This window comes from Streptomyces sp. NPDC004266 (genome assembly GCF_042874095.1).
Taxonomy (GTDB): Bacteria; Actinomycetota; Actinomycetes; order Streptomycetales; family Streptomycetaceae; genus Streptomyces.
The window spans coordinates 98,617-121,487 of record NZ_JBIAMM010000003.1 but is presented as its reverse complement, the minus strand read 5'-3'; the positions used below and the strand labels follow the sequence as shown (position 1 = coordinate 121,487).

Here is a 22,871-nt window from a genome sequence, read left to right as displayed (position 1 = left end):
TCGCGGTGGGGGCCGCGCGTTTTGACCCGTCCGGGGTGGCGCGGGTACTGTTGCGGTTTGTTATGCGTATTGGCTTCGCCGTTCTCACGCGAGGGGCCCTTACGCAAGTTCCCTGGAGCAGTTACCAGTGGCTCGCATACGGGCGTCGTCCCGGCAGTGCAGGCCCCAGCTGCATGATCGCTTCAGGTGTGTCTGGACTCCATCCACTGAAGAAGCGAAGGCTACGAAGTGCGTACGTACAGCCCTAAGCCCGGCGATGTCACTCGCCAGTGGCACATCATCGACGCGCAGGACATCGTCCTGGGCCGCCTGGCGACGACGGCTGCGAACCTCCTGCGAGGCAAGCACAAGCCCGTCTACGCCCCCCACATGGACATGGGCGACTTCGTCATCATCATCAACGCCGACAAGGTTCACCTGTCCGGCAACAAGAAGACCCAGAAGATGGCCTACCGCCACTCTGGCTTCCCGGGTGGTCTGCGCTCCGTCCGCTACGACGAGCTGCTCGACAAGAACCCCGAGAAGGCCGTCGAGAAGGCCATCAAGGGCATGATCCCCAAGAACTCCCTGGGCCGTCAGATGCTCTCGAAGCTGAAGGTCTACGCGGGCGAGAACCACCCGCACGCTGCCCAGCAGCCGGTCCCGTTCGAGATCACCCAGGTCGCGCAGTAGTTCCGGCCACACCCCCTAAGAACGAAAGAAATCTGAGGAGCATCGTGGCCGAGACCACCCCCGAGACCCCCGTCGACGAGTTCGAGGGCGTCGAGGAGTACACCACCGAGACCGAGCTCGTCGAGGGTGAGTACACCTCCGAGTCGCTCGCGTCCCGCTTCGGCGACCCGCAGCCGGCCGCCGGCCTGGGCCGTCGCAAGAACGCCATCGCCCGCGTCCGGATCGTTCCGGGCACCGGCAAGTGGAAGATCAACGGTCGCACCCTTGAGGACTACTTCCCCAACAAGGTGCACCAGCAGGAAGTCAACGAGCCCTTCAAGGTGCTCGAGCTCGACAACCGCTACGACGTCATCGCCCGCATCGCGGGTGGCGGTGTCTCCGGCCAGGCCGGCGCCCTGCGCCTCGGCGTGGCCCGTGCGCTGAACGAGGCGGACGTCGAGAACAACCGCCCGGCGCTGAAGAAGGCCGGCTTCCTCTCCCGTGACGACCGTGCGGTCGAGCGGAAGAAGGCCGGTCTCAAGAAGGCCCGCAAGGCTCCGCAGTACAGCAAGCGCTAATCGCCTGCTCGGTCTGCTTTTCGTACGCCCCGGCGGCACTGCCCGTGCCGTCGGGGCGTACGTTTTTTCATAACCTCTTTCTCTTTCGCTTGGGCACGTATTTTCGGAGGACAGCTGTGGGACGACTCTTCGGCACGGACGGCGTACGCGGCGTCGCCAACGCGGACCTGACGGCGGAGCTCGCGCTCGGCCTGTCGGTCGCGGCCGCGCACGTGCTCGCCGAGGCGGGCACCTTCGAGGGCCACCGGCCGACCGCCGTGGTCGGGCGGGACCCGCGCGCCTCCGGAGAGTTCCTCGAAGCGGCCGTCGTCGCGGGCCTCGCCAGCGCCGGCGTCGACGTGCTGCGCGTCGGCGTCCTGCCCACCCCGGCCGTGGCCCACCTCACCGGCGTCCTCGGCGCCGACCTCGGCGTGATGCTCTCCGCCAGCCACAACGCCATGCCCGACAACGGCATCAAGTTCTTCGCCCGCGGCGGCCACAAGCTCGCCGACGAGCTGGAGGACAAGATCGAGGCCGTGTACGAGGAGCACCGCACCGGCGCCCCGTGGGAGCGTCCGACCGGTGCCGGCGTCGGCCGCGTGCGCGACTTCGGCGAGGGCTTCGAGACGTACGTCTCCCACCTCATGGCGGTCCTCCCCAACCGTCTCGACGGCCTCAAGATCGTCCTCGACGAGGCCCACGGCGCCGCCGCCCGCGTCTCGCCCGAGGCCTTCTCCCGCGCCGGTGCCGAGGTCGTCACCATCGGAGCCGAGCCGGACGGCCTCAACATCAACGACGGCTGCGGCTCCACCCACCTGGAGCTGCTCAAGGCCGCCGTCGTCGAGCACGGCGCCGACCTGGGCATCGCCCACGACGGCGACGCCGACCGCTGCCTCGCCGTGGACGCGGCCGGCAACGAGGTCGACGGCGACCAGATCCTCGCCGTGCTCGCCCTCGCCATGCGCGAGGCCGGCACCCTGTGCGGGGACACCGTCGTCGCCACCGTCATGTCCAACCTGGGCTTCAAGCTCGCCATGGAGCGCGAGGGCCTGACCCTCGTCCAGACCGCGGTCGGCGACCGCTACGTCCTGGAGTCCATGAAGGAGAACGGCTACGCGCTCGGCGGCGAGCAGTCGGGGCACGTCATCGTGCTCGACCACGCCACCACCGGCGACGGCACCCTCACCGGCCTGATGCTGGCCGCCCGGGTCGCCGCCACCGGCAAGTCGCTCGCGGACCTCGCCGGCGTCATGGAGCGGCTCCCGCAGATCCTCATCAACGTCAAGGACGTCGACAAGTCCCGGGTGGCCACCTCCGGCGAGCTCGCCGCCGCCGTCGTCGACGCCGAGCGCGAGCTCGGCTCCACCGGCCGCGTCCTGCTGCGCTCCTCCGGCACCGAGCCGCTGGTCCGCGTCATGGTCGAGGCCGCCGACATCGAGCAGGCCCGCGCGGTCGCGCAGCGCCTCGCGGACGTCGTGAAGTCCGCGCTGGGCTAGCCTTTCTGAGGCACCGTCGTGCACACGGGGAGGCCCCGTCGTACCGGACTCCGGTACGGCGGGGCCTCTTCGCGTCGCGCCGGGATCAGCCCCTGCGCAGGCGGCGCTTCAGACGGCCGCGCTGGGTCCGCCACAGTCTCTTCTGGAGGGACAGGGTCGCCGTCCCCGCCAGCATGATCCCCAGCAGGTTGAGCAGCAGCTGCTGGATCGACCCCCACATCTGTCCGACCTCGCCGTAGCTGAGCGCCACCGCCGCGTTCGCCGCCGCCGGGACCGTCGTCACCGAGATCGCCACCCCCACCATGGCGCCCGACTTGGACGAGGTCAGCGAGAGGGTGCCGGCGGCGCCCGCGAGGAGCGCCACCACGAAGGAGAACGGGTCCGGCTGCCAGATGAAGCTGGTCTGCGGCCGCTGTGCGTCGAGCATGGACTGGCTGAACAGGTCCATCCAGTCCATGAGCAGGCTGAACAGGGTCGTCGCCAGGATCGCCGACGCGAAGCCGACGAGGAGCGCGATCAGCGAGCGTGCCGCCAGCCTCGGCGCCCGCTGCACGATCGCCGTGCACACTCCGGCGAGCGGGCCGAACTCCGGGCCGACCGCCATGGCGCCCACGATCAGGATCGCGTTGTCCAGGACGACGCCGCAGGCCGCGATCATCGTCGCCAGGCCCATGAAGGAGAAGTACGTGAAGGAGAGCGTCGAGTCCTCGTGGGTCGCCTCCGCCAGCTGCTCCCAGATGACGGCGTCCGCGCCCTCGCCCGGTGCCTCCTCCTCGGCCGTGTCGGCCCGCGTGGACATCGACAGGTCGATGTTCTCCACCGCGATCGAACCGTCCTGGTCGATCCCCAGTCGTCGCAGCCCGTGCAACAGCTCGTCCCCCGCCTCGCGGGCCACGTCGCACAGCACCAGGTCGCCCGAGGGGTCCCGGGCCGCCCCGGTCAGCACCACCAGATGGGCGGTGCCGACCGTCGACTCGATCAACCGGACCGCGGCGGTGGTGCGGTCGGGCGGGACGATCATCCTCAGATGCAGCATGGGGAGAGCGTACGGAGGTCAGAGCTTCCGCAGGCTCAGGCGCTGCACCTTGTGGTCGGAGCCCTTGCGGACGACGAGGGTCGCCCGGCCGCGGGTCGGGGCCACGTTCTCCAGGAGGTTCACCTTGTTGATGGTCCGCCACATCGTGCGGGCGTAGTCGAAGGCCTCCTCCTCGGAGACCTGCGTCCAGCGCCGGAAGTACGAGGACGGGTCCTGGAAGGCGGTGTCGCGGAGCTTCCGGAAGCGGTTCAGGTACCAGCGCTCGATGTCCTCCGGGCGGGCGTCCACGTACACCGAGAAGTCGAAGTAGTCGGCGAGGCCCACCCGGGTGCGTCCGTCCTTGCCGGGCAGGGCCGGCTGGAGGACGTTCAGCCCCTCCACGATGAGGATGTCCGGGCGGCGGACGACGAGCCGCTCGCCGGGCACGCGGTCGTAGATCAGGTGCGAGTAGACCGGGGCCGAGACCTCCTCCTTGCCCGCCTTGACGTCCGCGACGAAACGGGTCAGGGCCCGGCGGTCGTACGACTCGGGGAAACCCTTGCGGGACATCAGGCCGCGCGCCTTCAGCTCCTCCATCGGGTAGAGGAAGGCGTCCGTGGTCACCAGCTCCACGCGCGGGTGCTCCGGCCAGCGGGCGAGCAGCGCCTGCAGCAGCCGGGAGACCGTGGACTTGCCCACCGCCACCGAACCGGCGACCCCTATGACGAAGGGGGTGCCGCGCTGCTCGGCGCTCTCCCCGAGGAAGGTGTTCAGCGCGCCCCGGAGGCCGCTGGTGGCCTGCACGTACAGATTGAGCAGCCGGGACAGCGGGAGGTAGATGTCCCGCACCTCGTCGAGGTCGATGACGTCCCCGAGGCCGCGGAGCCGCTCGACCTCGTCGGCGCTCAGCGGGAGCGGCGTCTTGTCGCGCAGGGCGCTCCACTCGCTCCGGGTGAGGTCGACGTACGGGGTCGCCTCGGACGGCCGGCGGTGCCCGGTCCCGTTCCGGGGGCTCCCCTGGCCGGCGCCCTCTCCGGTCCCGGCACCGTTGCCGGGGTCTCCGTCGGGGGCGTCCCCGCTGGCGCTTCGTGGCGGCGAAGTGATCACCCCGCCATTGTCGGGGTTCGGCGGGCTCCGTGGGCCGTGGGGTCGGTCACGCGGCAAAAGCCGTTGTGCCGGCCGCGGACCGCGGCGATCATGCAGGAGCCGCGTGTGCTCCGCACCTCACACGGGGGAACCGTCGCCGCCGCACGGCCCGTAGAGAGCCGTCACCGCGCGGCCCGCAGAGAAAGCAGAGAACCACCACCGATGCGTACGTCCCTGAGAAGCGCCGCCGTCGCCACCACCGCCGTCTCCCTCGCGCTGCTCGTCACCGCCTGCGGCGGCGGGGAGAAGGACGGGGACAAGGGCACCGGCAAGGACACCGCGCCGAGCGCCTCCGCCACGAGCGCCGCGCCCGCCGCGAAGGCGCTGTCCGCCGCCGAGCTGGAGAAGCTGATCGTCGAGCAGGCCGACCTGCCGGGCCACCAGGTCCAGAAGGCCAAGGCCACGGACGTCGTGAAGGCCGACTCCGTCTCCGCCGACAAGCCCTCCTGCACGCCCCTCGCCCACGCGATGTCGTCCGTCGCCCCCGGCGGGCCGGGGGCGTCCGCGCAGCGCAAGACCATCGAGGTGCCCAAGACCGAAGGAGCCTCGGCCTCGCCGAAGGAGGCCCTCGGAGCGCTGGCCGCGCCCGTGACGAGCGTGACCCTCGGCTCGTACGACGGGCAGGGCGCCCAGGCGGCCTTCGCCTCCCTGAAGACCGCGGGCACCGACTGCGCGGGCGGCTTCACGCTCCTCGGCGGCGGCGAGAAGACGAAGATCAGCAAGGTCGCGCCGGAGACGGTGTCCGCCGGTGAGGAGGCGCTCGCCTGGACGGTGACCACCGACATGGACGGCGAGCCGTTCGTCACCAAGCTGGTCGTCTTCCGCAAGGGCAACACCCTGGCCTCGTTCTCCACCCTCAGCCTCGGCGGCACGGTCGAGGAACTGCCGAAGGCCGTGATCGACGCGCAGGCCGCCAAGCTCGGCTGACCCCGGCCCCCGGTGCGCCCCCGCCCCCCCCCCGCGACACGGGCGGGGCCGCGCCCCGCGTCGACTCCGGCCGGTGGGAGGGGTTCCGGCGTAGCCTGCCGTCATGTGCGGAATCGTGGGTTACGTCGGCGGGCAGTCGGCGCTTGATGTGGTGGTCACGGGCCTCAAGCGGCTCGAATACCGGGGCTACGACTCGGCCGGTGTCGCGGTGCTCTCCGACGGGGGCATCGCCGCGGCCAAGAAGGCGGGCAAGCTCGTCAACCTGGAGAAGGAGCTCGTCGACCGGCCGCTGCCCGGCGGCTCCGTCGGCATCGGGCACACCCGCTGGGCCACCCACGGCGGGCCCACCGACGCCAACGCGCACCCGCACCTGGACAACGCCGGGTGCGTCGCCGTCGTCCACAACGGCATCATCGAGAACTTCGCCGCCCTCAGGGAGGAGCTCGTCGAGCGCGGCCACAGGCTGCTCTCCGAGACCGACACCGAGACCGTCGCCCACCTCCTCGCCGAGGAGTTCTCCTCCGTCGGCGACCTCGCCGAGGCCATGCGGCTCGTCTGCCGCCGCCTCGACGGGGCCTTCACCCTCGTCGCCGTCCACGCCGACCAGCCCGACGTCGTCGTCGGCGCCCGGCGGAACTCGCCGCTCGTCGTCGGGGTGGGGGAGGGGGAGAACTTCCTCGCCTCCGACGTGTCCGCGTTCATCGCCCACACCCGCTCCGCCATCGAGCTCGGGCAGGACCAGGTCGTCGAGCTGACCAGGGACGGGGTCACCGTCACCGACTTCGACGGCGTGCCCGCCGACGTCCGGGCCTACCACGTCGACTGGGACGCCTCCGCCGCCGAGAAGGGCGGCTACGCCTCCTTCATGCTCAAGGAGATCGCCGAGCAGCCCAAGGCCGTCGCCGACACCCTCCTCGGGCGGATCGACGGGGCCGGCCGGCTCACCCTCGACGAGGTGCGCATCCCCGACGCCGTGCTCCGCGAGGCCGACAAGGTCGTCGTCGTCGCCTGCGGCACCGCCTTCCACGCCGGACTCATCGCCAAGTACGCCATCGAGCACTGGGCCCGCATCCCCTGCGAGGTCGAACTCGCCAGCGAGTTCCGCTACCGCGACCCGATCCTCGACCAGCGCACCCTCGTCATCGCGATCTCCCAGTCCGGCGAGACCATGGACACCCTCATGGCGCTCCGGCACGCCCGGGAACAGGGCGCGAAGGTGCTCGCCGTGTGCAACACGAACGGCTCGACCATCCCCCGGGAATCGGACGCCGTGCTCTACACGCACGCCGGGCCCGAGGTCGCCGTCGCCTCCACCAAGGCCTTCCTCACGCAGCTCGTCGCCTGCTACCTGCTCGCCCTCTACCTCGGTCAGGTGCGCGGCACCAAGTGGGGCGACGAGATCCACGCCGTCGTCCGCGACCTCGCCCGGATCGGCGACGGGGTCGAGCGCGTCCTGGAGACCATGGAGCCGGTACGGGCCCTCGCCCGGTCCCTGGCGGACAAGGACACCGTCCTCTTCCTCGGCCGGCACGTCGGCTACCCGGTGGCCCTGGAGGGCGCGCTCAAGCTCAAGGAACTCGCCTACATGCACGCCGAGGGCTTCGCGGCGGGCGAGCTCAAGCACGGGCCGATCGCACTCGTCGAGAAGGACCTGCCGGTCGTCGTGGTCGTGCCCTCGCCGCGCGGCCGCTCCGTCCTCCACGACAAGATCGTCTCCAACATCCAGGAGATCCGGGCCCGTGGAGCACGGACCATCGTCATCGCGGAGGAGGGCGACGAGGCCGTCGTGCCGTACGCCGACCACCTCGTCCGCATCCCCGCCACGCCTACGCTGCTCCAGCCGCTGGTCGCCACCGTGCCGCTCCAGGTCTTCGCCTGCGAGCTCGCCACCGCGCGGGGCAACGAGGTCGACCAGCCGCGCAACCTGGCCAAATCCGTGACCGTGGAGTGAGTGGGAAATGATCATTGGGGTGGGGATCGACGTGGCGGAGATCGACCGCTTCGCCGCGTCCATCGAGCGGACACCGGGGCTGCTCCAGCGCCTCTTCGTCGAGCGCGAAGTGCTCCTCCCGAGCGGCGAACGGCGCGGCCCCGCCTCGCTCGCGGTGCGCTTCGCCGCGAAGGAGGCGCTCGCGAAGGCGCTCGGCGCGCCGGGCGGACTGCACTGGACCGACGCCGAGGTGTACGTCGAGGGCAGCGGGCAGCCGCGGCTGCGGGTACGGGGGACGGTGGCGGCACGGGCGGCGGAACTGGGGGTCCGGCACTGGCACGTGTCGCTGAGCCATGACGCGGGGGTGGCGTCGGCGGTGGTGATCGCGGAGGGGTGACACCACGCCCGGCACGTGTGCCTGCGGAGAGGGCGGGCTCGCGGCAGACTGCTGGGCATGCGTACCGCTTATCGCGTGGAGACCGTCCGGGCCGCCGAGGCCGAGCTCATGGCGCGCCTGCCGCACGGCGCCCTCATGCAGCGCGCCGCCGCCGGCCTCGCCGCCGCCTGTTGTTCGCTGCTCGGGAAGGGGCGGGTGTACGGCGCCCGGGTCGTCCTGCTCGTCGGCAGCGGCGACAACGGCGGCGACGCCCTGTACGCCGGGGCCCGGCTCGCCCGGCGCGGCGCCGGCGTCACGGCCGTCCTGCTCGGGCAGCGGGCGCACGACGGCGGGCTCGCGGCGCTCCGGGCGGCCGGAGGACGCGTCGCCGACGAGCCGTTCGCCCCGCTCGCCCGCGCCGACCTCGTCCTCGACGGCATCACCGGCATCGGAGGACGCGGCGGCCTGCGCCCCGAGGCCGTGCCCGTCGCCCGGGCCGCGCGCGGCTCGGACGCCGTCGTCGTCGCCGTCGACCTGCCGAGCGGCGTCGACGCCGACACCGGGGAGGTCCGGGGCGAGGCGCTGCGGGCCGACGCGACGATCACGTTCGGGGCGTACAAGCCGGGGCTGCTCGTCGATCCGGCCCGGGAGTACGCGGGGGCGCTGCGGCTCGTGGACATCGGGCTCGGCGACGCGCTTCCCGGCGTGCCGGACCTGGAGGCCCTCCAGCACGAGGACCTGGCGTGGCTGCTGCCGGTGCCGGGTGCCGAGAGCGACAAGTACCGGCGGGGCGTCGTCGGTGTCCTCGCCGGTTCCGCCCGCTATCCCGGCGCCGCCGTGCTCGCCGTGTCGGGCGCGCTGCGCGGCGGGGCGGGGGCGGTGCGGTACGTGGGTCACGCCGGTGACGCCGTGATCGCCGCGCACCCCGAGACGCTGGTGCACCCCGGTCCCCCCGACAAGGCGGGTCGGGTCCAGGCGTGGGTCGTCGGGCCCGGTCTCGGGGAGGGCCCGGGCGCCGCCGTCGCCGTCGCGGAGGTCCTGGCCTCGGACGTTCCCGTGCTCGTCGACGCGGACGGCCTGCGGGGGCTCGCCCCGGACGCCGTCCGGGCCCGTACGGCTCCGACCCTGCTGACCCCGCACGCCGGCGAGGCGGCGGCGCTGCTCGGTGTCGCGCGGGAGGAGGTCGAGGCGGGGCGGCTCGCGGCGGTGCGCGAACTGGCGGGCCGCTTCGGGGCGACGGTCCTCCTGAAGGGGTCGACGACGGTGGTGTGCGGGGCGGACGGCGGTCCCGTACGGGTGAACCCGACCGGGACGTCCTGGCTGGCGACGGCGGGCAGCGGCGACGTCCTGTCCGGGCTCGCCGGCTCCCTCCTCGCGGCGGGCCTCCCCGCCCTGGACGCGGCCTCCTGCGCGGCCTATCTGCACGGGCTCGCCGCCCGGCGGGCGGCGGAGGGGGGCGCGCCGGTGACGGCGACGGAGGTGGCGGACTCGCTGCGGGGGGCGTGGCGGGACGTGACGGCGGGGGCGTAGGGCCGTCGGGATCACCCCCACTCGGGCGAACACCGTTGACCCAGCCGTGGGTTACCGCGCGCTGCCGGGGCGCGGGGCGGATTGGGTGGGTGGGGTGACCAGTTGGAGAAGTCGTACCGCCCCCCTGTGGCTCGTCCTCGCCGCCTCGCTCGCGTGGGGACCCGTCGCCCTCGCCGCCCCGCCGGACCCCGGCGCGCCCGCCCTCGCCGCTCCTCCCGTCGGCGATCCCGATCCGCTCGTGCCCGGGATCGTCGGCGCCGGGTCGGCCGAGTACCCGATGGACACGCCCGATCAGGTGCTGCCGCCCCTCCAGCCGGAGGGCGACATCCCCGTGCCCGAGCCCGAGGAGGAGGTCGACGAGCTGGTCGAGTACCTGCCGCGCAGCGCCGTCGGCGCCGTCGGCACCGCCTGCACCGCGAAGGCGAGCACCCATCAGCGGCGGGTCGAGCGGCTGCTGGGGCTGAGGGTCGACGGGAAGCAGTCCGCCGCCGACTGCCGGGCGATCCGCGCCTTCCAGGTGAAGGAGAAGATCAAGCCGGCCTCCGGGTACGCCGGGCCCGTCACCTGGGCCCGGGCCGAGCTGCTCGCCGCCCGGAAGAACCTCGACCCGGGGCGGCGCTGCCCGGTGAAGACGTACGCCGTCGCCTGCGTCGACCTCGACCGCCAGCTCATGTGGGTGCGAAAGGGAAAGAAGGTGACGTACCAGGTCGTCAACGTACGGACCGGACGGCCCGGTTACGCCACCCGCACCGGCTGGCACACCGTCTACTGGCGCCACAAGGACCACTGGTCGTCCATCTACGACACCCCCATGCCGTACGCCCAGTTCTTCAGCGGGGGCCAGGCCTTCCACGCCGTCTACGGGCAGCTCGCCACGCCCGGCGGCAGCCGTGGCTGTGTCAATCTGAGCCACGCCGACGCGCGGAAACTCTGGGGGGTCCTCCGTAAGGGTGACCGGGTCTACATCTGGGGAAAGCGGCCCGGGCACTGACACCTGAGAGACTGGGCGCGATGACTGAGACACCTCCGCCCCCCAGGGCCCGCGCCGAGATCGACCTCGGCGCGCTGCGTGCGAACGTCCGCACGCTGCGCGCCCGTGTCGCCCCCCACGTCCGGATCATGGCCGTGGTCAAGGCCGACGCGTACGGACACGGCGCCCTGCGCTGCGCCCGCGCCGCTCTGGAGGCGGGCGCGGACTGGCTCGGCACGGCCACCCCGCACGAGGCGCTCGCGCTGCGCGCCGCCGGGATCACGGACGTGCCCGTCCTGTGCTGGCTCTGGACCCCCGGGGACCCCTGGGACCAGGGCATCGAGGCCGGTCTGGACATGTCCGTGAGCGGGATGTGGGCGCTGGAGGAGGTCGTCGAGGCCGCCAGGGCGGTCGGGAGGACGGCCCGCATCCAGCTCAAGGCCGACACCGGGCTCGGGCGCAACGGCTGCCAGCCCGCGGACTGGCCCCAGCTGGTCGGGGCCGCCCTGAAGGCTGAGGTCGACGGGCACGTGAAGGTGACCGGCCTCTGGTCGCACTTCGCCTGCGCCGACGAGCCGCACCACCCCTCCATCGCCGCCCAGCTCGACGTCTTCCGCTCGATGCTGGACCACGCCGAGCGGGCGGGCGTCCGGCCCGAGGTCCGGCACATCGCGAACTCCCCGGCCACCCTCACCCTGCCCGAGTCCCACTTCGACCTGGTCCGGCCCGGCATCGCGATGTACGGGGTCTCGCCGAGCCCCGAGCTCGGCACCTCCGCCGAGCTCGGCCTGCGGCCCGTCATGTCGCTCAAGGCGAGCGTGGCGCTGGTCAAGCACGTGCCCGCCGGGCACGGGGTGAGCTACGGACACCACTACGTCACCGGGGGCGAGACCACCCTGGGACTCGTCCCGCTGGGGTACGCCGACGGGGTGCCCCGGCACGCCTCCGGGCGCGGTCCGGTCCTCGTCGCCGGCCGGGTCCGCACGGTGGCCGGGCGCGTCGCCATGGACCAGTTCGTGGTCGACCTCGGCGGGGACACCCCCGAGCCCGGCACCGAGGCCGTGCTCTTCGGCCCCGGCGACCGGGGCGAGCCGACCGCCGAGGACTGGGCGGTGGCCGCCGACACCATCGCGTACGAGATCGTCACCCGGATCGGGGCGCGCATCCCGCGCGTCTACCCGGGGGAGTAGCCCGCCATGGGGGAGTCGAGCGGGAGCAGCTGGCGGCGTGCCGGTTTCGCCGGTGCCGCGATAGGCGTCCTCGCCGCCGGAGCGGCCGCCGGGGTGGCCGTCGAGCGGCTCACCGTCGGCCGTTCCGTGCGGCAGAAGGCGCGGCTCGCGCTGGACGCCACCGGCCCGTACGGCGGGCTGCGGGGCACGCCCGGACGGGCGCTCGCCGACGACGGGACCGTCCTCCACTACGAGGTGGACGAGGTCGAGCAGGAGGCCTCGTCGGCCGGCCGCCGCCGACGGCTCTTCGGGCGGAAGGAGCCCGCCCCCGTCACCGTCGTCTTCAGCCACGGCTACTGCCTGAACCAGGACTCCTGGCACTTCCAGCGGGCCGCGCTGCGCGGTCTCGTCCGCACCGTCCACTGGGACCAGCGAGGCCACGGCCGCTCCGGGAGCGGGGCCTCCCAGGCCGGGCCCGACGGGGTGCCCGTCTCCATCGACCGGCTCGGCCACGACCTCAAGGCCGTCCTCGACGTCGCCGCGCCCGAGGGGCCGCTCGTCCTCGTCGGGCACTCCATGGGCGGCATGACGGTGATGGCGCTCGCCGAGCAGTACCCGGAGCTGATCCGCGACCGGGTCGTCGGCGTCGCCCTCGTCGGCACCTCGGCGGGGAAGCTGGCGGAGGTGTCGTACGGGCTGCCGCTCGCCGGCGTCAACGCCGTCCGGCGGGTCCTGCCGGGCGTCCTGCGGGCCCTCGGCTCCCAGGCGGAGCTGGTCGAGCGCGGGCGCCGGGCGACCGCCGACCTCTTCGCGGGGCTGATCAAGAAGTACTCGTTCGCGTCGAGGGACGTGGACCCGGCGGTCGCCCGCTTCGCGGAACGGATGATCGAGGCGACCCCGATCGACGTGGTCGCCGCCTTCTACCCGGCCTTCGCCGAGCACGACAAGGCCGCCGCCCTCGCCGCCCTGCGCGAGCTGCCGGTGCTCGCGCTCGCCGGGGACAACGACCTGGTCACCCCCAGCTCGCACACCGAGGCCATCGCCGCCCTGCTGCCGGACGCGGAGCTCGTCATCGTCCCGGACGCGGGCCATCTGGTGATGCTGGAGCACCCGGAGGCCGTCACCGACCGGCTGGCCGACCTGCTGGTGCGGGCCGGTGCCGTCCCGGCCGGGGAGCCCTTCCGCACGAGCTAGATTTGCCGGTATGGAAGCAGCGCACCAGCCCGTCTCCGGCGCCACCCCGCCCCCCTCCGGCGCCACCCTCTCCGTCGACTCCCCGCAGCAGATGCAGGAGCTCGGCCGCCGGCTCGCGAAGGTCCTCCGCCCCGGCGACCTCGTCATGCTCACCGGTGAGCTCGGCGCCGGGAAGACGACCCTGACCCGCGGCCTCGGCGAGGGGCTCGGGGTGCGGGGCGCCGTCACCTCCCCGACCTTCGTCATCGCCCGTGTCCACCCGTCCCTGGTCGGCGGCCCGGCGCTGGTCCACGTCGACGCGTACCGCCTCGGCGGCGGGCTCGACGAGATGGAGGACCTCGACCTGGACGTCTCGCTGCCCGAGTCCGTGATCGTCGTCGAGTGGGGCGACGGCAAGGTCGAGGAGCTGACCGACGACCGGCTGCACCTCCTCATCCACCGGGTGACCGGCGACACCGACGACGACCGGCGCACGGTCGTGCTGCGCGGGATCGGCGCGCGCTGGGCCGAGGAGGACCTCGCGCTGGTCTGAACGCACGTAGATTCCGACAACGTGTCGGGAAGGTGTTGCGTGGGTCCCACGAGCCGTGGTCACATGGATGCACGAGCTGGTTAGGTGTACCTAACCTACGGGAGGCATGCATGGCGACGCCCGAACGCGCGGAAACCGCCCGGGACCACGTCCCGATGAGTGAGCTGCTCGCGTCCTGCGCGGCCGCCCGAGCCCTCTCGACCCCACCGCCGGAGCCGTCCGAGCAGGGGGAAGGGGACGAGCCCGTACGGGACGAGGCGGCGTAGGCCCACGCCCCGGGCGGGCGGGAAGCGGGTCGGGCGACGAGCCCCGGGCGGGCGGCGGGCCGGTCAGGCGACGACGACGACCTTCGCGCCGATCACCGCGAACGTCCACATCAGATCGCCGTCGGCCCGCTTCATCCGGATGCCGCCGGTCTTCCGGGCCGGGTCCGGGGAGGGCGTCGAGCCGTCGACCGCCGCGCTGAAGCCGATCGCCACGTCCTGGGCCGTCGCGAACCGCACCACGTGCTCGATCTGCACGCCGTCCGAACCGCGCACCGAGCCCGAGCGCGAGGTCACCGTGTACGTGCCGGGGGCCGGGTCGACCGTGCTCGGCCACACCTTGAACGTACGGGTCACCTTGCCCGTCCCGTCCACGAGCCACACCCGGCGGTCGGTGAGCGCGTACACCACCCGCTCGCCGCTGCCCGAACCGACGGGGACGGCGAGGGGGTCCCTGGCCGGCTGCTTCGGGCCGCCGCTCGGCGAGGTCGCGGGGGCGGCCGTGCCCGAGGTCCGCGGCTTCGCCGACAGATCGGCCGGAGCGTTCGCCGAGGCCTGGTAGGCGAGGACGCCGACCGCGACGACGGCCGCCGCGGTGAGCCCGGCCACGAATCCCGAGCTGCTCCTTGCCACCGTGCCCACCTCTCGTACGTACGTATCGAAGGGTGACGGTAGCAGCCGCCGCCCCGAGGTTCGGGGCAGCATGCCCGGGAGCCGTAGGCTGTTCGCGTGCTGTTGCTCGCCATGGATACCGCCACCCCCGCCGTCACCGTCGCCCTCCACGACGGCGAGGCCGTCGTCGCCTCGTCGAGTCAGGTCGACGCCCGCCGTCACGGGGAGCTGCTGCTGCCCGCCGTCGACCGGGTCCTCTCGGAGGCCGGGCTGAAACTGGACGCGGTCACGGGGATCGTCGTCGGCGTCGGCCCCGGCCCGTACACCGGCCTCCGGGTCGGCCTCGTCACGGCCGCCGCCTTCTCGTCGGCGCTGGGCGTGCCGGTGCACGGCCTGTGCACCCTCGACGGCCTCGCGTACGCCTCCGGGATCGACGGGCCCTTCGCCGTCGCGACGGACGCGCGCCGCAAGGAGGTCTACTGGGCGCGGTACGCGGACTCCCGCACCCGTGTGGGCGACGCGGCCGTCGACCGGCCCGCCGAGATCGCCGAGGCCCTCGCCGGGCTCCCGGTCGTCGGCGCGGGCGCCCGCCTCTACCCCGAGGCCTTCCCGGACGCCCGCGACCCCGAGCACCAGTCGGCCGCCGCGCTCGCCGGGCTCGCCGCCGAGCGGCTCGCGGCCGGCGGGGACGGCTTCCTCGACCCGCTGCCGATGTACCTGCGGCGCCCCGACGCGCAGGTGCCGAAGAACTACAAGGTGGTCACCCCCAAGTGAGCGCCGCCGTGACCGGGGCCGTGCTGCGCGAGATGCGCTGGTGGGACATCGAGCCCGTGCTCGCGCTCGAAGCCGAGCTGTTCCCCGAGGACGCCTGGTCCGAGGGGATGTTCTGGTCGGAGCTCGCGCACGCCAGGGGACCGCGGGCCACCCGTCACTACGTGGTGGCGGAGGACCCCGCCGACGGCCGTCTCGTCGGATACGCCGGGCTCGCCGCCGCCGGCGGGCTCGGCGACGTGCAGACGATCGCCGTCTCCCGCGACCAGTGGGGCACGGGCCTCGGCGCCCGGCTCCTCACCGACCTGCTCAAGGAAGCCACCGCCTTCGAGTGCGAGGAGGTCCTCCTCGAAGTGCGCGTGGACAACACCCGGGCCCAGAAGCTCTACGAGCGCTTCGGCTTCGAGCCCATCGGTTTCCGGCGCGGCTACTACCAGCCGGGCAATGTCGACGCGCTCGTGATGCGACTGATCGTTCAAGGAACTGGGACTGAGATCTGATGGCTGCTGACGAACCGCTGGTACTCGGCATCGAGACCTCCTGCGACGAGACCGGCGTCGGCATCGTCCACGGGACCACGCTCCTCGCCGACGCCGTCGCCTCCAGCGTCGACACCCACGCCCGCTTCGGCGGCGTCGTGCCCGAGATCGCCTCCCGCGCCCACCTGGAGGCCATGGTCCCGACGATCGAGCGCGCCCTGAAGACGGCCGGGATCTCCGCGAGGGACCTCGACGGCATCGCCGTCACCGCCGGACCCGGCCTCGCGGGCGCCCTGCTCGTCGGCGTCTCCGCCGCCAAGGCGTACGCCTACGCCCTGGGCAAGCCGCTCTACGGCGTCAACCACCTGGCCTCGCACATCTGCGTCGACCAGCTGGAGCACGGCAAGCTGCCCGAGCCGACGATGGCCCTGCTCGTCTCCGGCGGGCACTCCTCGCTGCTGCTCTCCACCGACATCACCTCCGACGTGCGGCCGATGGGCGCCACCATCGACGACGCGGCCGGCGAGGCCTTCGACAAGATCGCCCGCGTCCTCGACCTCGGCTTCCCGGGCGGCCCGGTCATCGACCGGCTCGCCAAGGAGGGCGACCCCGGGGCGATCGCCTTCCCGCGCGGCCTCAGCGGCTCCCGCGACCCCGCCTACGACTTCTCCTTCTCCGGCCTCAAGACCGCCGTGGCCCGCTGGATCGAGGCCAAGCGGGCGGCCGGCGAGGACGTGCCCGTACGGGACGTCGCCGCGTCCTTCCAGGAGGCGGTCGTCGACGTGCTCACCCGCAAGGCCGTCCGGGCCTGCAAGGACGAGGGCGTCGACCACCTGATGATCGGCGGCGGCGTCGCCGCCAACTCGCGGCTGCGGGCCCTCGCCCAGGAGCGCTGCGAGCGCGCCGGGATCCGGCTGCGGGTGCCCCGGCCGGGCCTGTGCACGGACAACGGCGCGATGGTCGCGGCCCTCGGCTCCGAGATGGTCGCCCGGGGCAGGGCGGCCTCCGACCTGGAGCTGTCGGCGGACTCGTCCCTGCCGGTGACGGACCCCCACGTGCCGGGCCACTCCCACGACCACGACCACGTGCACGAGGTCAGCAAGGAGAACCTGTACTCGTGAGGCTCACGCTCATGTGGGAGGCCAGGGCCGCCCAGGGCCGGGGCGCCGAGCTCCTGGAGTGGGCGCGGGCCCAGGTCCTCGCCCGTGAGCCGGTCCGCCGGGAGCTCTTCCGGGCCCCGCAGGACCGGGTCCTCGTCCTCACCTGGTGGGAGGCGGAGGCCTTCGACGCGGAGCTGCCCGAGCTGCCGGAGCCGGACGCGGAACTGATCAGCCGTCCGGTCCACCGCTGGCGCTTCGAATCGGTCGAATAAGCGGGGATCGAGCAACCTTTCGAGCCTCTCGGGCATCCCACAGCGCGTGAAGAAGACGATCGCGCTGTGGGCGGCCCTGACCACCGTCGCCCTCCTGGTGACCGGCTGCACGGTGGAGGAGCCCGCCGCCGCCCAGACCCCCGCCCCGGCGAGGACGACCGCCCCCGCGGCCGCACACGAGGCCCCCGAAGCCCCGGGAGCCGCCGCTGCCGCCGCGTACCGGAGATGGGGCCTGAAGCCCTTCGCCGCCCCGCCCGCCCCGCCGGCGGTCAAGCCCGTGGCCCGCGCGGCCGGCGGACCGGTGCCCGTCATCAGCGAGATACCCACCCGCGAGAAGATCGTCTTCATCACGATCGACGACGGGGCCGAGAAGGACCCCGAGTTCGTCACGATGATGAAGGACCTGAAGGTCCCCTTCACGATGTTCCTCACGGACGCCGCCATCCGCGCCGACTACCGGTACTTCGCGCCGCTCGTCGCCCAGGGCCACGGCCTCGCCAACCACACCCTCACCCACCCGAACCTGCGCACCCTCTCCCCGGAGGCCCAGCGCCGGGAGATCTGCGGCCAGCAGACGAGGCTGAAGCAGCGGTACGGCACGACCCCGCGGCTCTTCCGGCCGCCGTACGGCAACTGGAACGAGGCCACGCGCGCGGCGGCGGGGGAGTGCGGCCTCGACGCGATCGTGCTGTGGCGCGAGTCCATGCAGATCAAGAACATGCAGTACCAGCGCGGCGACCGGAAGCTGCACCCCGGCGACATCATCCTGGCCCACTTCCGGGGCCCGTCCGAGCTCAAGGGCCGGACGATGACCGAGACGACGGCGACGCTGCTGCGGAAGATCCAGGAGCAGGGGTTCACGGTGGCGCGCCTGGAGGACTACGTCTGAGAAGTTCTCCGGGCGCGGTGTCGATGCGGACGGATCCCGTTCGACGTATGTGTGGACGGCGGGGAACGGCCCCGCCCACCGCACACCGAGGAGTCGTCATGCCCCGCTTCCTGTCCCTCGTCCGCATCGAGGAGAACACCATCGACATGGAGAGCGCCGACCCCGGCTTCGAGGAGCGCATGGGCGCCCTCTTCGAGGAGATCACCAAGGCCGGCGCCATGGTGGACACCGCCGGGCTGAGGCCGACCGCCGAGGCCACCCGGATCAGCTGGTCGGACGGGAAGCTGTCGTTCACCGACGGCCCGTTCACCGAGACCAAGGAGGTCGTCGGCGGCTACGCGATGCTCCAGTGCAAGGACATGGCCGAGGCGGTCGAGTGGGGGAAGCGGTTCCTGGCCGTCCACCCGCCGCACTGGAAGGTCGGCCTGGAGGTCCGCGAGGTCGAGGAGATGCCGGAGGGCTGATCCGCACTGTGCTGTCATGTGAGACGTGACGGTGGAGAGCACGCTGGAGACGGTCTTCCGGATGGAGTCGGCGCGGATCATCGCCACGGTGACGCGGATCGTCCGGGACGTCGGCATCGCCGAGGAGCTCGCCCAGGACGCGCTCGTCTCCGCCCTGGAGCAGTGGCCGCGGTCGGGCGTCCCGGACAGCCCGGGAGCCTGGCTGACGGCCGCCGCGAAGCACCGTGCCGTCGACCTCGTGCGGCGCCGCGAGACGTACGCCCGGAAGCTCGCCGAGGTGGGCCGGACGCTCGACGAGGCGTCGTACGACCCCGAGCCGTCCGGCCCCGGGGACATCGACGACGACGTGCTCCGGCTCGTCTTCACCACCTGCCACCCGGTGCTCTCCGCCGACGCCCGCGCGGCGCTCACGCTGCGGCTCGTCGGCGGTCTGCGGACGGACGAGATCGCCCGCGCGTTCCTCGTGCCCGAGGCGACGGTCGCGGCGCGGATCACCCGCGCCAAGCGGACGCTCGCGAGGACGGGCGTGGAGTTCGAGGTGCCGTACGGCCGGGAGCGGGCGGCCCGCCTCGGCTCCGTCCTGGAGGTCGTCTACCTGATCTTCAACGAGGGGTACGCGGCGACCGCCGGCGACGACCTGCTCCGCCCCGGCCTGTGCGAGGACGCCCTGCGGCTCGCCCGGGGCCTGGCCGCCCTGATGCCGGGGGAGGGCGAGGCGCACGGCCTCTGCGCGCTCCTCGAACTCCAGGCCTCCCGCACCCCCGCCCGCACCGGCCCCGACGGGCTGCCGGTGCTCCTCGCCGAACAGAACCGCAGCCGCTGGAACCGGCTCCTCGTGCGCCGCGGGTACGCCGCCCTCGCCCGCGCCGGGGACGGCCGCGCCTACGGGCCGTACGCCCTCCAGGCCGCGATCGCCGCCTGCCACGCGCGGGCCGCCTCGTACGAGGAGACGGACTGGGCGACCATCGCCGCGCTCTACGGACGGCTCGGCACCCTCACGCCCTCCCCGGTGGTCGAGCTGAACCGCGCGGTCGCCGTGTCGATGACCGAGGGCCCCGCCGCGGCCCTGGCCCTCGTCGACGCCCTCGCCGGCGAACCGTCCCTCGCCCGCTACCACTTGCTCCCGAGCGTCCGGGGCGACCTGCTCGCCCGGCTCGGCCGGACGGAGGAGGCCCGCGCGGAGTTCGAACGCGCGGCCGCGCTCACGAGGAACGAGAGCGAGCGGGAACTGCTGCGGGGCCGGGCCCGGAAGTCGGGCCGGGCGTAGGGGAGTCGGGCCGGGCGTGGGCGAGTCGGGCCGGGTACGGGGGAGCCGGGCCGGGTGCGGGGGAGCCGGCGGCGGCGGGGTCCGCGCCGAGGAGATCCAGGGGGCGTCCGGCCCTTCCGGCGAGGCGCGCCTTAGGGTGCTGGGCATGTCCCCGCGCACCCCGCTCCCTCCTCCGCCCCCGCCCGCCGAACTCCGGAGCTGGCCCGACCGGGAGGCACGGCTCGCCGACCGGGCGCTGGCGCTCGACGAACTCGGCAGGCGGCTGCTCGGCGGCGGGCGGCTCGCGCTGTTCCTGCTCTGGTTCCTCCTGCTCGAACTGGGCTGGGCGCTGATCGGCGTGCTGCTCACCGCGATCGGCGCGCCGCTCGTCGACCCGATGACGGCGATGCTCGGGCTCTTCGCGGCGGTCCCCGGCATCGGGATCCTCGTCCCGGCCGTCTGGCTGACCGTCCGTAGCCTGCGGCGCGACCGGACCGTCCGTGAGCGCCTCGTGCTGTGGGCGGCCCTCGACCGGCACGGTCCGACGGACGCCCGGCTGCGCGCCCCCGTCCTCAGCGTCTGCTGGCTGCTGCTGTCCTTCGCGATGTGCGGGACGGGTCTCTGGCTGGGCTTCGCGGTCCCGGCGGGCGCCGGTCGGGACGACGGCTACGGCCTGGTCGCGTACGGCATGGGCGCCGCCCTGATCCTCTGGGTCACGGGGCTGACCGGCCTGGCGAAGGCCGTGGGCCACTACCGCTTCGCCGTGCGGCTCACCGCCCACCGCCCGCGGGCCGGCCGATCAGCATCGTCGGGGCTCCCGCGACCCGAGTGAGCAGCACCGTCGCGGCGTTGGGGCCCTTCGGCTTCACCTTGCGGCGGATCTCCTCGGGTTCGACCGCCGAGCCGCGCTTCTTCACGGTGAGGGTGCCGACCTCGCGCTCCCGCAGCAGCGCCTTCAACTTCTTCAGGTTGAAGGGGAGTTCGTCGGTGATCTCGTACGCGGCGGCGTACGGCGTGGGGACGAGCGCGTCCGCCGTCACGTACGCGATGGTCTCGTCGATCAGACCGCCGTCCAGCTCCTGGGCCACCTCGGCGACCAGGTGCGCGCGGATCACGGCGCCGTCCGGCTCGTACAGATAGCGGCCGACCGGGCGGACCGCCGGGTCCGGCAGCCCCCGGCCCGTCAGGGTGGTCCCGGAGGGCAGCAGCGTGGCCCGGCGGGCGCCCGGCTCCGTGCCGAACCAGAGCACGGCCTCCTTGACGTCCCCGCCGTCCGAGATCCACTCGGCCTCGGCCTCCTCGGGCACGGCCTCGTGCGGGATCCCCGGGGCGATCTTGAGCGCGGCGCGCGGGGCCTTGCGGGCCGCCTCGACCGCCCAGGAAAGCGGCGGGGAGTACGCCTCGGGGTCGAAGATCCTGCCCCGGCCGCCGCGCCGCGCCGGGTCGACGAAGACGGCGTCGTACGGGCTGGTGTCGATCTCGGTGACGTCCGCGCACCGGACCTCGATCAGCTCCGCGAGGCCGAGCGCCGCCGCGTTGGCCCGGACCGCCTCGGCGGTCAGCGGGTCCCGGTCGACGGCGAGGACGGAGATCCCGGCGCGGGCCAGCGCGATCGCGTCGCCGCCGATCCCGGAGCAGAGGTCCGCGACGCTGCCCACGCCCAGCGCCTTCAGCCGCGCCGCCCGGTACGCGCCGACCGAGGCGCGGGTCGACTGCTCGACGCCGTTGGGCGTGAAGTACATCCGGTACGCGTCCTCGGCGCCGAACTTCGCCACCGCCCGCTGCCGCAGCCGCGCCTGGCCGAGGGCCGCGCTGACGAGTTCGGCGGGGTGGTCGCGGCGCAGCCGGGAGGCGACCGCCAGCTCCTGGGCGGGGTCGTAGTCGCGCAGGGCGGCGAGGAGCGCCTGCCCCTCGGGGGTGAGCAGGGCGGCGAAGGAGGCGAGGTCGGTCACCCGTCCCATTCTGGGCCCTGGGGGGCTGTGGGCCGGCCGGGGGACGGTGGGCGCGGCACGGCGGTGTCGTGACCCGGAAGGAGCCCTCGCGCTGACAGGATGCGGCGCCATGCAGCTCGTACGACAAAAGGACTGGATGATGGCAAAAGGTGTGCACCGCTCCCGCCGGACGCTCGGGGCGGCGCTCGCCGTGGCCGCCCTCGCCTCCGCCGCCACGGCCTGCTCCGGCGGTGCCGAACCCGAGCGCGGCGCACCCGCACCCGCCCCCGCCGCCGCCGGGCAGCAGGCCCCGGCCGCCCGCGCCCTCGACGCGTACGTCGAGAGGGTCCGCGCCAAGCGCGCCGCCCGCGTGCTCGCCGCCAGGAAATGGGGCCTCGCCAAACCCCCGCTCGAAGCCCCCGCCCCGCCCGCGGTCAAACCGAGGATCACCACCCGCAAGGGCTTCGAGACGGACGGCGAGGGGCTGCCGCCCGTCTTCACCACCGTGCCCACCAAGCAGAAGGTCGTCTTCCTGACGATCGACGACGGCGCGGAGAAGGACCCCCGGCTGCTCGCGATGATGAAGGAACTGCGCATCCCCTACAGCGCCTTCCTCAGCGACTACGTCGTCAAGGACGACTACGGCTACTTCGCGAAGATGCAGAAGTCGCAGGAGTCCGGCGTCTCCCTGCACAACCACACCCTCCACCACCGCTACCTGCCCGCCCTCTCGTACGGCGAGCAGAAGCGCGAGATCTGCGGCATGCAGGACGTCATCCAGAAGCAGTTCGGCAAGCGGCCCCCGCTCTTCCGCCCGCCGTACGGCAACTACAACGAGGACACCCTGCGCGCCGCCAAGAGCTGCGGCGTCAAGGCCGTCCCGCTCTGGGCCGCCGAGGCCTTCCCCGACCACATGGAGTGGCGCGAGTGGGACCGGGACCTGCACCCCGGCGACATCGTGCTCACCCATTTCCGGGGCAAGGAGGACTGGAAGGGCACCATGCCGGACATGATCCGCCGTGTGATGAACGTGATCACGTCCAAGGGGTACGCGGTGGCGAAACTCGAGGACTACGTATGAGGTGGGTCGCCGCCCTCGCCGTGACCGGAGCGCTCCTCGCCCTCCCGGCCTGCGCCTCCTCGGTCGACCCGATCGAGCGGCTCGGCCGGAAGGCCGCGGAGCGGGTGAACCCCCGCCCCTCGCCGGTCCGGCACGCACGGGCGGCGGTGGACGCGAAGCGCTGCGAAGGGGCCCGGGCGCCCCGTGCGGTCACGCCACGGAGCGATGAATTGGCACTCCGCTTGACCGAGTGCTAATCGCGGTCATAGTCTCGGCTCTGGCACTCCCCAC

Annotated in this window: 26 protein-coding genes; 22 read left to right on the top strand and 4 right to left on the bottom strand. The window is 73.3% G+C overall.

Annotated features, from left to right (window positions below; all coding sequences use genetic code 11):
- Nucleotides 1–228 precede the first annotated feature (228 nt).
- The 3 genes from rplM (at nt 229) to glmM (ending at nt 2,704) form a co-directional block, all read left to right on the top strand.
- Entirely contained in the window at nt 229–672 is a 444-nt protein-coding gene (rplM, locus tag ACFYUZ_RS08480; RefSeq protein WP_041130788.1) for a 50S ribosomal protein L13, read from the top strand.
- Nucleotides 673–716: 44 nt separating this feature from the next.
- The gene (gene rpsI, locus ACFYUZ_RS08475; protein WP_015035601.1) at nt 717–1,229 is read left to right on the top strand and encodes a 30S ribosomal protein S9; all 513 of its coding nucleotides are present in this window, start codon (nt 717–719) and stop codon (nt 1,227–1,229) included.
- Between the two features lie 116 nt (nt 1,230–1,345).
- Nucleotides 1,346–2,704, top strand: a complete 1,359-nt coding sequence (gene glmM / locus ACFYUZ_RS08470; protein ID WP_389307138.1) for a phosphoglucosamine mutase — start codon at nt 1,346–1,348, stop codon at nt 2,702–2,704.
- An 85-nt stretch (nt 2,705–2,789) separates the two neighbouring features.
- Here the strand turns inward: glmM and ACFYUZ_RS08465 are convergent, their stop codons facing one another.
- On the bottom strand, nt 2,790–3,740 hold the full coding sequence (locus ACFYUZ_RS08465; protein ID WP_389307136.1) for a DUF389 domain-containing protein: 951 nt from the start codon (nt 3,738–3,740) through the stop codon (nt 2,790–2,792).
- Between the two features lie 18 nt (nt 3,741–3,758).
- Nucleotides 3,759–4,826 (bottom strand): type I pantothenate kinase, encoded by a 1,068-nt coding sequence (coaA, locus tag ACFYUZ_RS08460; RefSeq protein WP_389307135.1) that lies wholly within the window; start codon nt 4,824–4,826, stop codon nt 3,759–3,761.
- A 201-nt stretch (nt 4,827–5,027) separates the two neighbouring features.
- Here coaA and ACFYUZ_RS08455 point away from each other — a divergent pair, with 201 nt between their 5' ends.
- The 9 genes from ACFYUZ_RS08455 to ACFYUZ_RS08415 all read left to right on the top strand — a co-directional run bounded on the left by ACFYUZ_RS08455 (nt 5,028) and on the right by ACFYUZ_RS08415 (nt 13,759).
- The gene (locus ACFYUZ_RS08455; RefSeq protein ID WP_389307134.1) at nt 5,028–5,792 is read left to right on the top strand and encodes a hypothetical protein; all 765 of its coding nucleotides are present in this window, start codon (nt 5,028–5,030) and stop codon (nt 5,790–5,792) included.
- Nucleotides 5,793–5,895: 103 nt separating this feature from the next.
- Entirely contained in the window at nt 5,896–7,743 is a 1,848-nt protein-coding gene (gene glmS, locus ACFYUZ_RS08450) for a glutamine--fructose-6-phosphate transaminase (isomerizing) (protein WP_389307133.1), read from the top strand.
- A 7-nt stretch (nt 7,744–7,750) separates the two neighbouring features.
- Nucleotides 7,751–8,119: a holo-ACP synthase gene (locus ACFYUZ_RS08445; protein ID WP_190157440.1), complete on the top strand. Its 369-nt coding sequence runs from the start codon at nt 7,751–7,753 to the stop codon at nt 8,117–8,119.
- Nucleotides 8,120–8,176: 57 nt separating this feature from the next.
- The gene (locus ACFYUZ_RS08440; protein ID WP_389307132.1) at nt 8,177–9,628 is read left to right on the top strand and encodes an NAD(P)H-hydrate dehydratase; all 1,452 of its coding nucleotides are present in this window, start codon (nt 8,177–8,179) and stop codon (nt 9,626–9,628) included.
- A gap of 94 nt (nt 9,629–9,722) precedes the next feature.
- Entirely contained in the window at nt 9,723–10,619 is an 897-nt protein-coding gene (locus ACFYUZ_RS08435; RefSeq protein WP_389307130.1) for a L,D-transpeptidase family protein, read from the top strand.
- A 20-nt stretch (nt 10,620–10,639) separates the two neighbouring features.
- Nucleotides 10,640–11,788, top strand: a complete 1,149-nt coding sequence (alr, locus tag ACFYUZ_RS08430) for an alanine racemase (protein WP_389307129.1) — start codon at nt 10,640–10,642, stop codon at nt 11,786–11,788.
- A gap of 6 nt (nt 11,789–11,794) precedes the next feature.
- Nucleotides 11,795–12,961: an alpha/beta fold hydrolase gene (locus ACFYUZ_RS08425; protein WP_389307128.1), complete on the top strand. Its 1,167-nt coding sequence runs from the start codon at nt 11,795–11,797 to the stop codon at nt 12,959–12,961.
- A 10-nt stretch (nt 12,962–12,971) separates the two neighbouring features.
- Nucleotides 12,972–13,493: a tRNA (adenosine(37)-N6)-threonylcarbamoyltransferase complex ATPase subunit type 1 TsaE gene (gene tsaE / locus ACFYUZ_RS08420; protein ID WP_389307127.1), complete on the top strand. Its 522-nt coding sequence runs from the start codon at nt 12,972–12,974 to the stop codon at nt 13,491–13,493.
- 110 nt (nt 13,494–13,603) lie between these two features.
- On the top strand, nt 13,604–13,759 hold the full coding sequence (locus ACFYUZ_RS08415; protein ID WP_389307126.1) for a hypothetical protein: 156 nt from the start codon (nt 13,604–13,606) through the stop codon (nt 13,757–13,759).
- A gap of 63 nt (nt 13,760–13,822) precedes the next feature.
- On the opposite strand, the gene ACFYUZ_RS08410 is transcribed toward ACFYUZ_RS08415, so the two are convergent.
- On the bottom strand, nt 13,823–14,389 hold the full coding sequence (locus ACFYUZ_RS08410) for a hypothetical protein (protein WP_389307124.1): 567 nt from the start codon (nt 14,387–14,389) through the stop codon (nt 13,823–13,825).
- A 96-nt stretch (nt 14,390–14,485) separates the two neighbouring features.
- Here ACFYUZ_RS08410 and tsaB point away from each other — a divergent pair, with 96 nt between their 5' ends.
- The 8 genes from tsaB to ACFYUZ_RS08370 all read left to right on the top strand — a co-directional run bounded on the left by tsaB (nt 14,486) and on the right by ACFYUZ_RS08370 (nt 20,421).
- Nucleotides 14,486–15,142 (top strand): tRNA (adenosine(37)-N6)-threonylcarbamoyltransferase complex dimerization subunit type 1 TsaB, encoded by a 657-nt coding sequence (gene tsaB, locus ACFYUZ_RS08405; RefSeq protein WP_389307122.1) that lies wholly within the window; start codon nt 14,486–14,488, stop codon nt 15,140–15,142.
- Between the two features lie 32 nt (nt 15,143–15,174).
- Complete coding sequence (rimI, locus tag ACFYUZ_RS08400; protein WP_351192155.1) at nt 15,175–15,639, top strand: ribosomal protein S18-alanine N-acetyltransferase; 465 nt, start codon at nt 15,175–15,177, stop codon at nt 15,637–15,639.
- Nucleotides 15,639–16,739: a tRNA (adenosine(37)-N6)-threonylcarbamoyltransferase complex transferase subunit TsaD gene (gene tsaD, locus ACFYUZ_RS08395; protein ID WP_389307121.1), complete on the top strand. Its 1,101-nt coding sequence runs from the start codon at nt 15,639–15,641 to the stop codon at nt 16,737–16,739. The genes rimI and tsaD overlap by 1 nt, the downstream gene beginning before the upstream one ends.
- Nucleotides 16,736–16,990, top strand: coding sequence for a hypothetical protein (locus tag ACFYUZ_RS08390; protein WP_389307120.1), 255 nt, complete (start codon nt 16,736–16,738; stop codon nt 16,988–16,990). Before tsaD ends, ACFYUZ_RS08390 begins: the two co-directional genes overlap by 4 nt.
- Before the next feature lie 46 nt (nt 16,991–17,036).
- Entirely contained in the window at nt 17,037–17,879 is an 843-nt protein-coding gene (locus ACFYUZ_RS08385; RefSeq protein ID WP_389307119.1) for a polysaccharide deacetylase family protein, read from the top strand.
- A 98-nt stretch (nt 17,880–17,977) separates the two neighbouring features.
- Nucleotides 17,978–18,343: a YciI family protein gene (locus ACFYUZ_RS08380; RefSeq protein WP_389307117.1), complete on the top strand. Its 366-nt coding sequence runs from the start codon at nt 17,978–17,980 to the stop codon at nt 18,341–18,343.
- Nucleotides 18,344–18,404: 61 nt separating this feature from the next.
- A complete protein-coding gene (locus ACFYUZ_RS08375; RefSeq protein ID WP_389307738.1) occupies nt 18,405–19,610 on the top strand; it encodes an RNA polymerase sigma factor in 1,206 nt (401 codons plus the stop codon).
- A 145-nt stretch (nt 19,611–19,755) separates the two neighbouring features.
- Nucleotides 19,756–20,421: a hypothetical protein gene (locus ACFYUZ_RS08370; protein ID WP_389307116.1), complete on the top strand. Its 666-nt coding sequence runs from the start codon at nt 19,756–19,758 to the stop codon at nt 20,419–20,421.
- Here ACFYUZ_RS08370 and ACFYUZ_RS08365 read toward each other — a convergent pair.
- The gene (locus tag ACFYUZ_RS08365; protein ID WP_389307114.1) at nt 20,360–21,550 is read right to left on the bottom strand and encodes an SAM-dependent methyltransferase; all 1,191 of its coding nucleotides are present in this window, start codon (nt 21,548–21,550) and stop codon (nt 20,360–20,362) included. The two genes, ACFYUZ_RS08370 and ACFYUZ_RS08365, sit on opposite strands and share 62 nt — an antisense overlap.
- Nucleotides 21,551–21,650: 100 nt before the next feature.
- Here ACFYUZ_RS08365 and ACFYUZ_RS08360 point away from each other — a divergent pair, with 100 nt between their 5' ends.
- On the top strand, nt 21,651–22,601 hold the full coding sequence (locus ACFYUZ_RS08360; RefSeq protein WP_389307113.1) for a polysaccharide deacetylase family protein: 951 nt from the start codon (nt 21,651–21,653) through the stop codon (nt 22,599–22,601).
- Nucleotides 22,598–22,837: a hypothetical protein gene (locus ACFYUZ_RS08355; RefSeq protein ID WP_389307112.1), complete on the top strand. Its 240-nt coding sequence runs from the start codon at nt 22,598–22,600 to the stop codon at nt 22,835–22,837. Before ACFYUZ_RS08360 ends, ACFYUZ_RS08355 begins: the two co-directional genes overlap by 4 nt.
- Nucleotides 22,838–22,871: the final 34 nt, after the last annotated feature.

What these genes read in the sequence shown, in the direction of transcription:
- ACFYUZ_RS08465 (WP_389307136.1), bottom strand. Translation starts at nt 3,740, where the DNA reads ATGCTGCATCTGAGGATGATCGTCCCGCCCGACCGCACCACCGCCGCG.
- ACFYUZ_RS08375 (WP_389307738.1), top strand. Translation starts at nt 18,405, where the DNA reads ATGGAGTCGGCGCGGATCATCGCCACGGTGACGCGGATCGTCCGGGAC.
- alr (WP_389307129.1), top strand. Translation starts at nt 10,640, where the DNA reads ATGACTGAGACACCTCCGCCCCCCAGGGCCCGCGCCGAGATCGACCTC.
- tsaD (WP_389307121.1), top strand. Translation starts at nt 15,639, where the DNA reads ATGGCTGCTGACGAACCGCTGGTACTCGGCATCGAGACCTCCTGCGAC.
- ACFYUZ_RS08360 (WP_389307113.1), top strand. Translation starts at nt 21,651, where the DNA reads ATGCAGCTCGTACGACAAAAGGACTGGATGATGGCAAAAGGTGTGCAC.
- ACFYUZ_RS08415 (WP_389307126.1), top strand. Translation starts at nt 13,604, where the DNA reads ATGGCGACGCCCGAACGCGCGGAAACCGCCCGGGACCACGTCCCGATG.
- ACFYUZ_RS08440 (WP_389307132.1), top strand. Translation starts at nt 8,177, where the DNA reads ATGCGTACCGCTTATCGCGTGGAGACCGTCCGGGCCGCCGAGGCCGAG.
- ACFYUZ_RS08380 (WP_389307117.1), top strand. Translation starts at nt 17,978, where the DNA reads ATGCCCCGCTTCCTGTCCCTCGTCCGCATCGAGGAGAACACCATCGAC.
- ACFYUZ_RS08455 (WP_389307134.1), top strand. Translation starts at nt 5,028, where the DNA reads ATGCGTACGTCCCTGAGAAGCGCCGCCGTCGCCACCACCGCCGTCTCC.
- ACFYUZ_RS08365 (WP_389307114.1), bottom strand. Translation starts at nt 21,550, where the DNA reads ATGGGACGGGTGACCGACCTCGCCTCCTTCGCCGCCCTGCTCACCCCC.
- ACFYUZ_RS08445 (WP_190157440.1), top strand. Translation starts at nt 7,751, where the DNA reads ATGATCATTGGGGTGGGGATCGACGTGGCGGAGATCGACCGCTTCGCC.
- tsaE (WP_389307127.1), top strand. Translation starts at nt 12,972, where the DNA reads ATGGAAGCAGCGCACCAGCCCGTCTCCGGCGCCACCCCGCCCCCCTCC.
- ACFYUZ_RS08370 (WP_389307116.1), top strand. Translation starts at nt 19,756, where the DNA reads ATGTCCCCGCGCACCCCGCTCCCTCCTCCGCCCCCGCCCGCCGAACTC.
- ACFYUZ_RS08425 (WP_389307128.1), top strand. Translation starts at nt 11,795, where the DNA reads ATGGGGGAGTCGAGCGGGAGCAGCTGGCGGCGTGCCGGTTTCGCCGGT.
- rimI (WP_351192155.1), top strand. Translation starts at nt 15,175, where the DNA reads ATGCGCTGGTGGGACATCGAGCCCGTGCTCGCGCTCGAAGCCGAGCTG.
- glmS (WP_389307133.1), top strand. Translation starts at nt 5,896, where the DNA reads ATGTGCGGAATCGTGGGTTACGTCGGCGGGCAGTCGGCGCTTGATGTG.
- ACFYUZ_RS08355 (WP_389307112.1), top strand. Translation starts at nt 22,598, where the DNA reads ATGAGGTGGGTCGCCGCCCTCGCCGTGACCGGAGCGCTCCTCGCCCTC.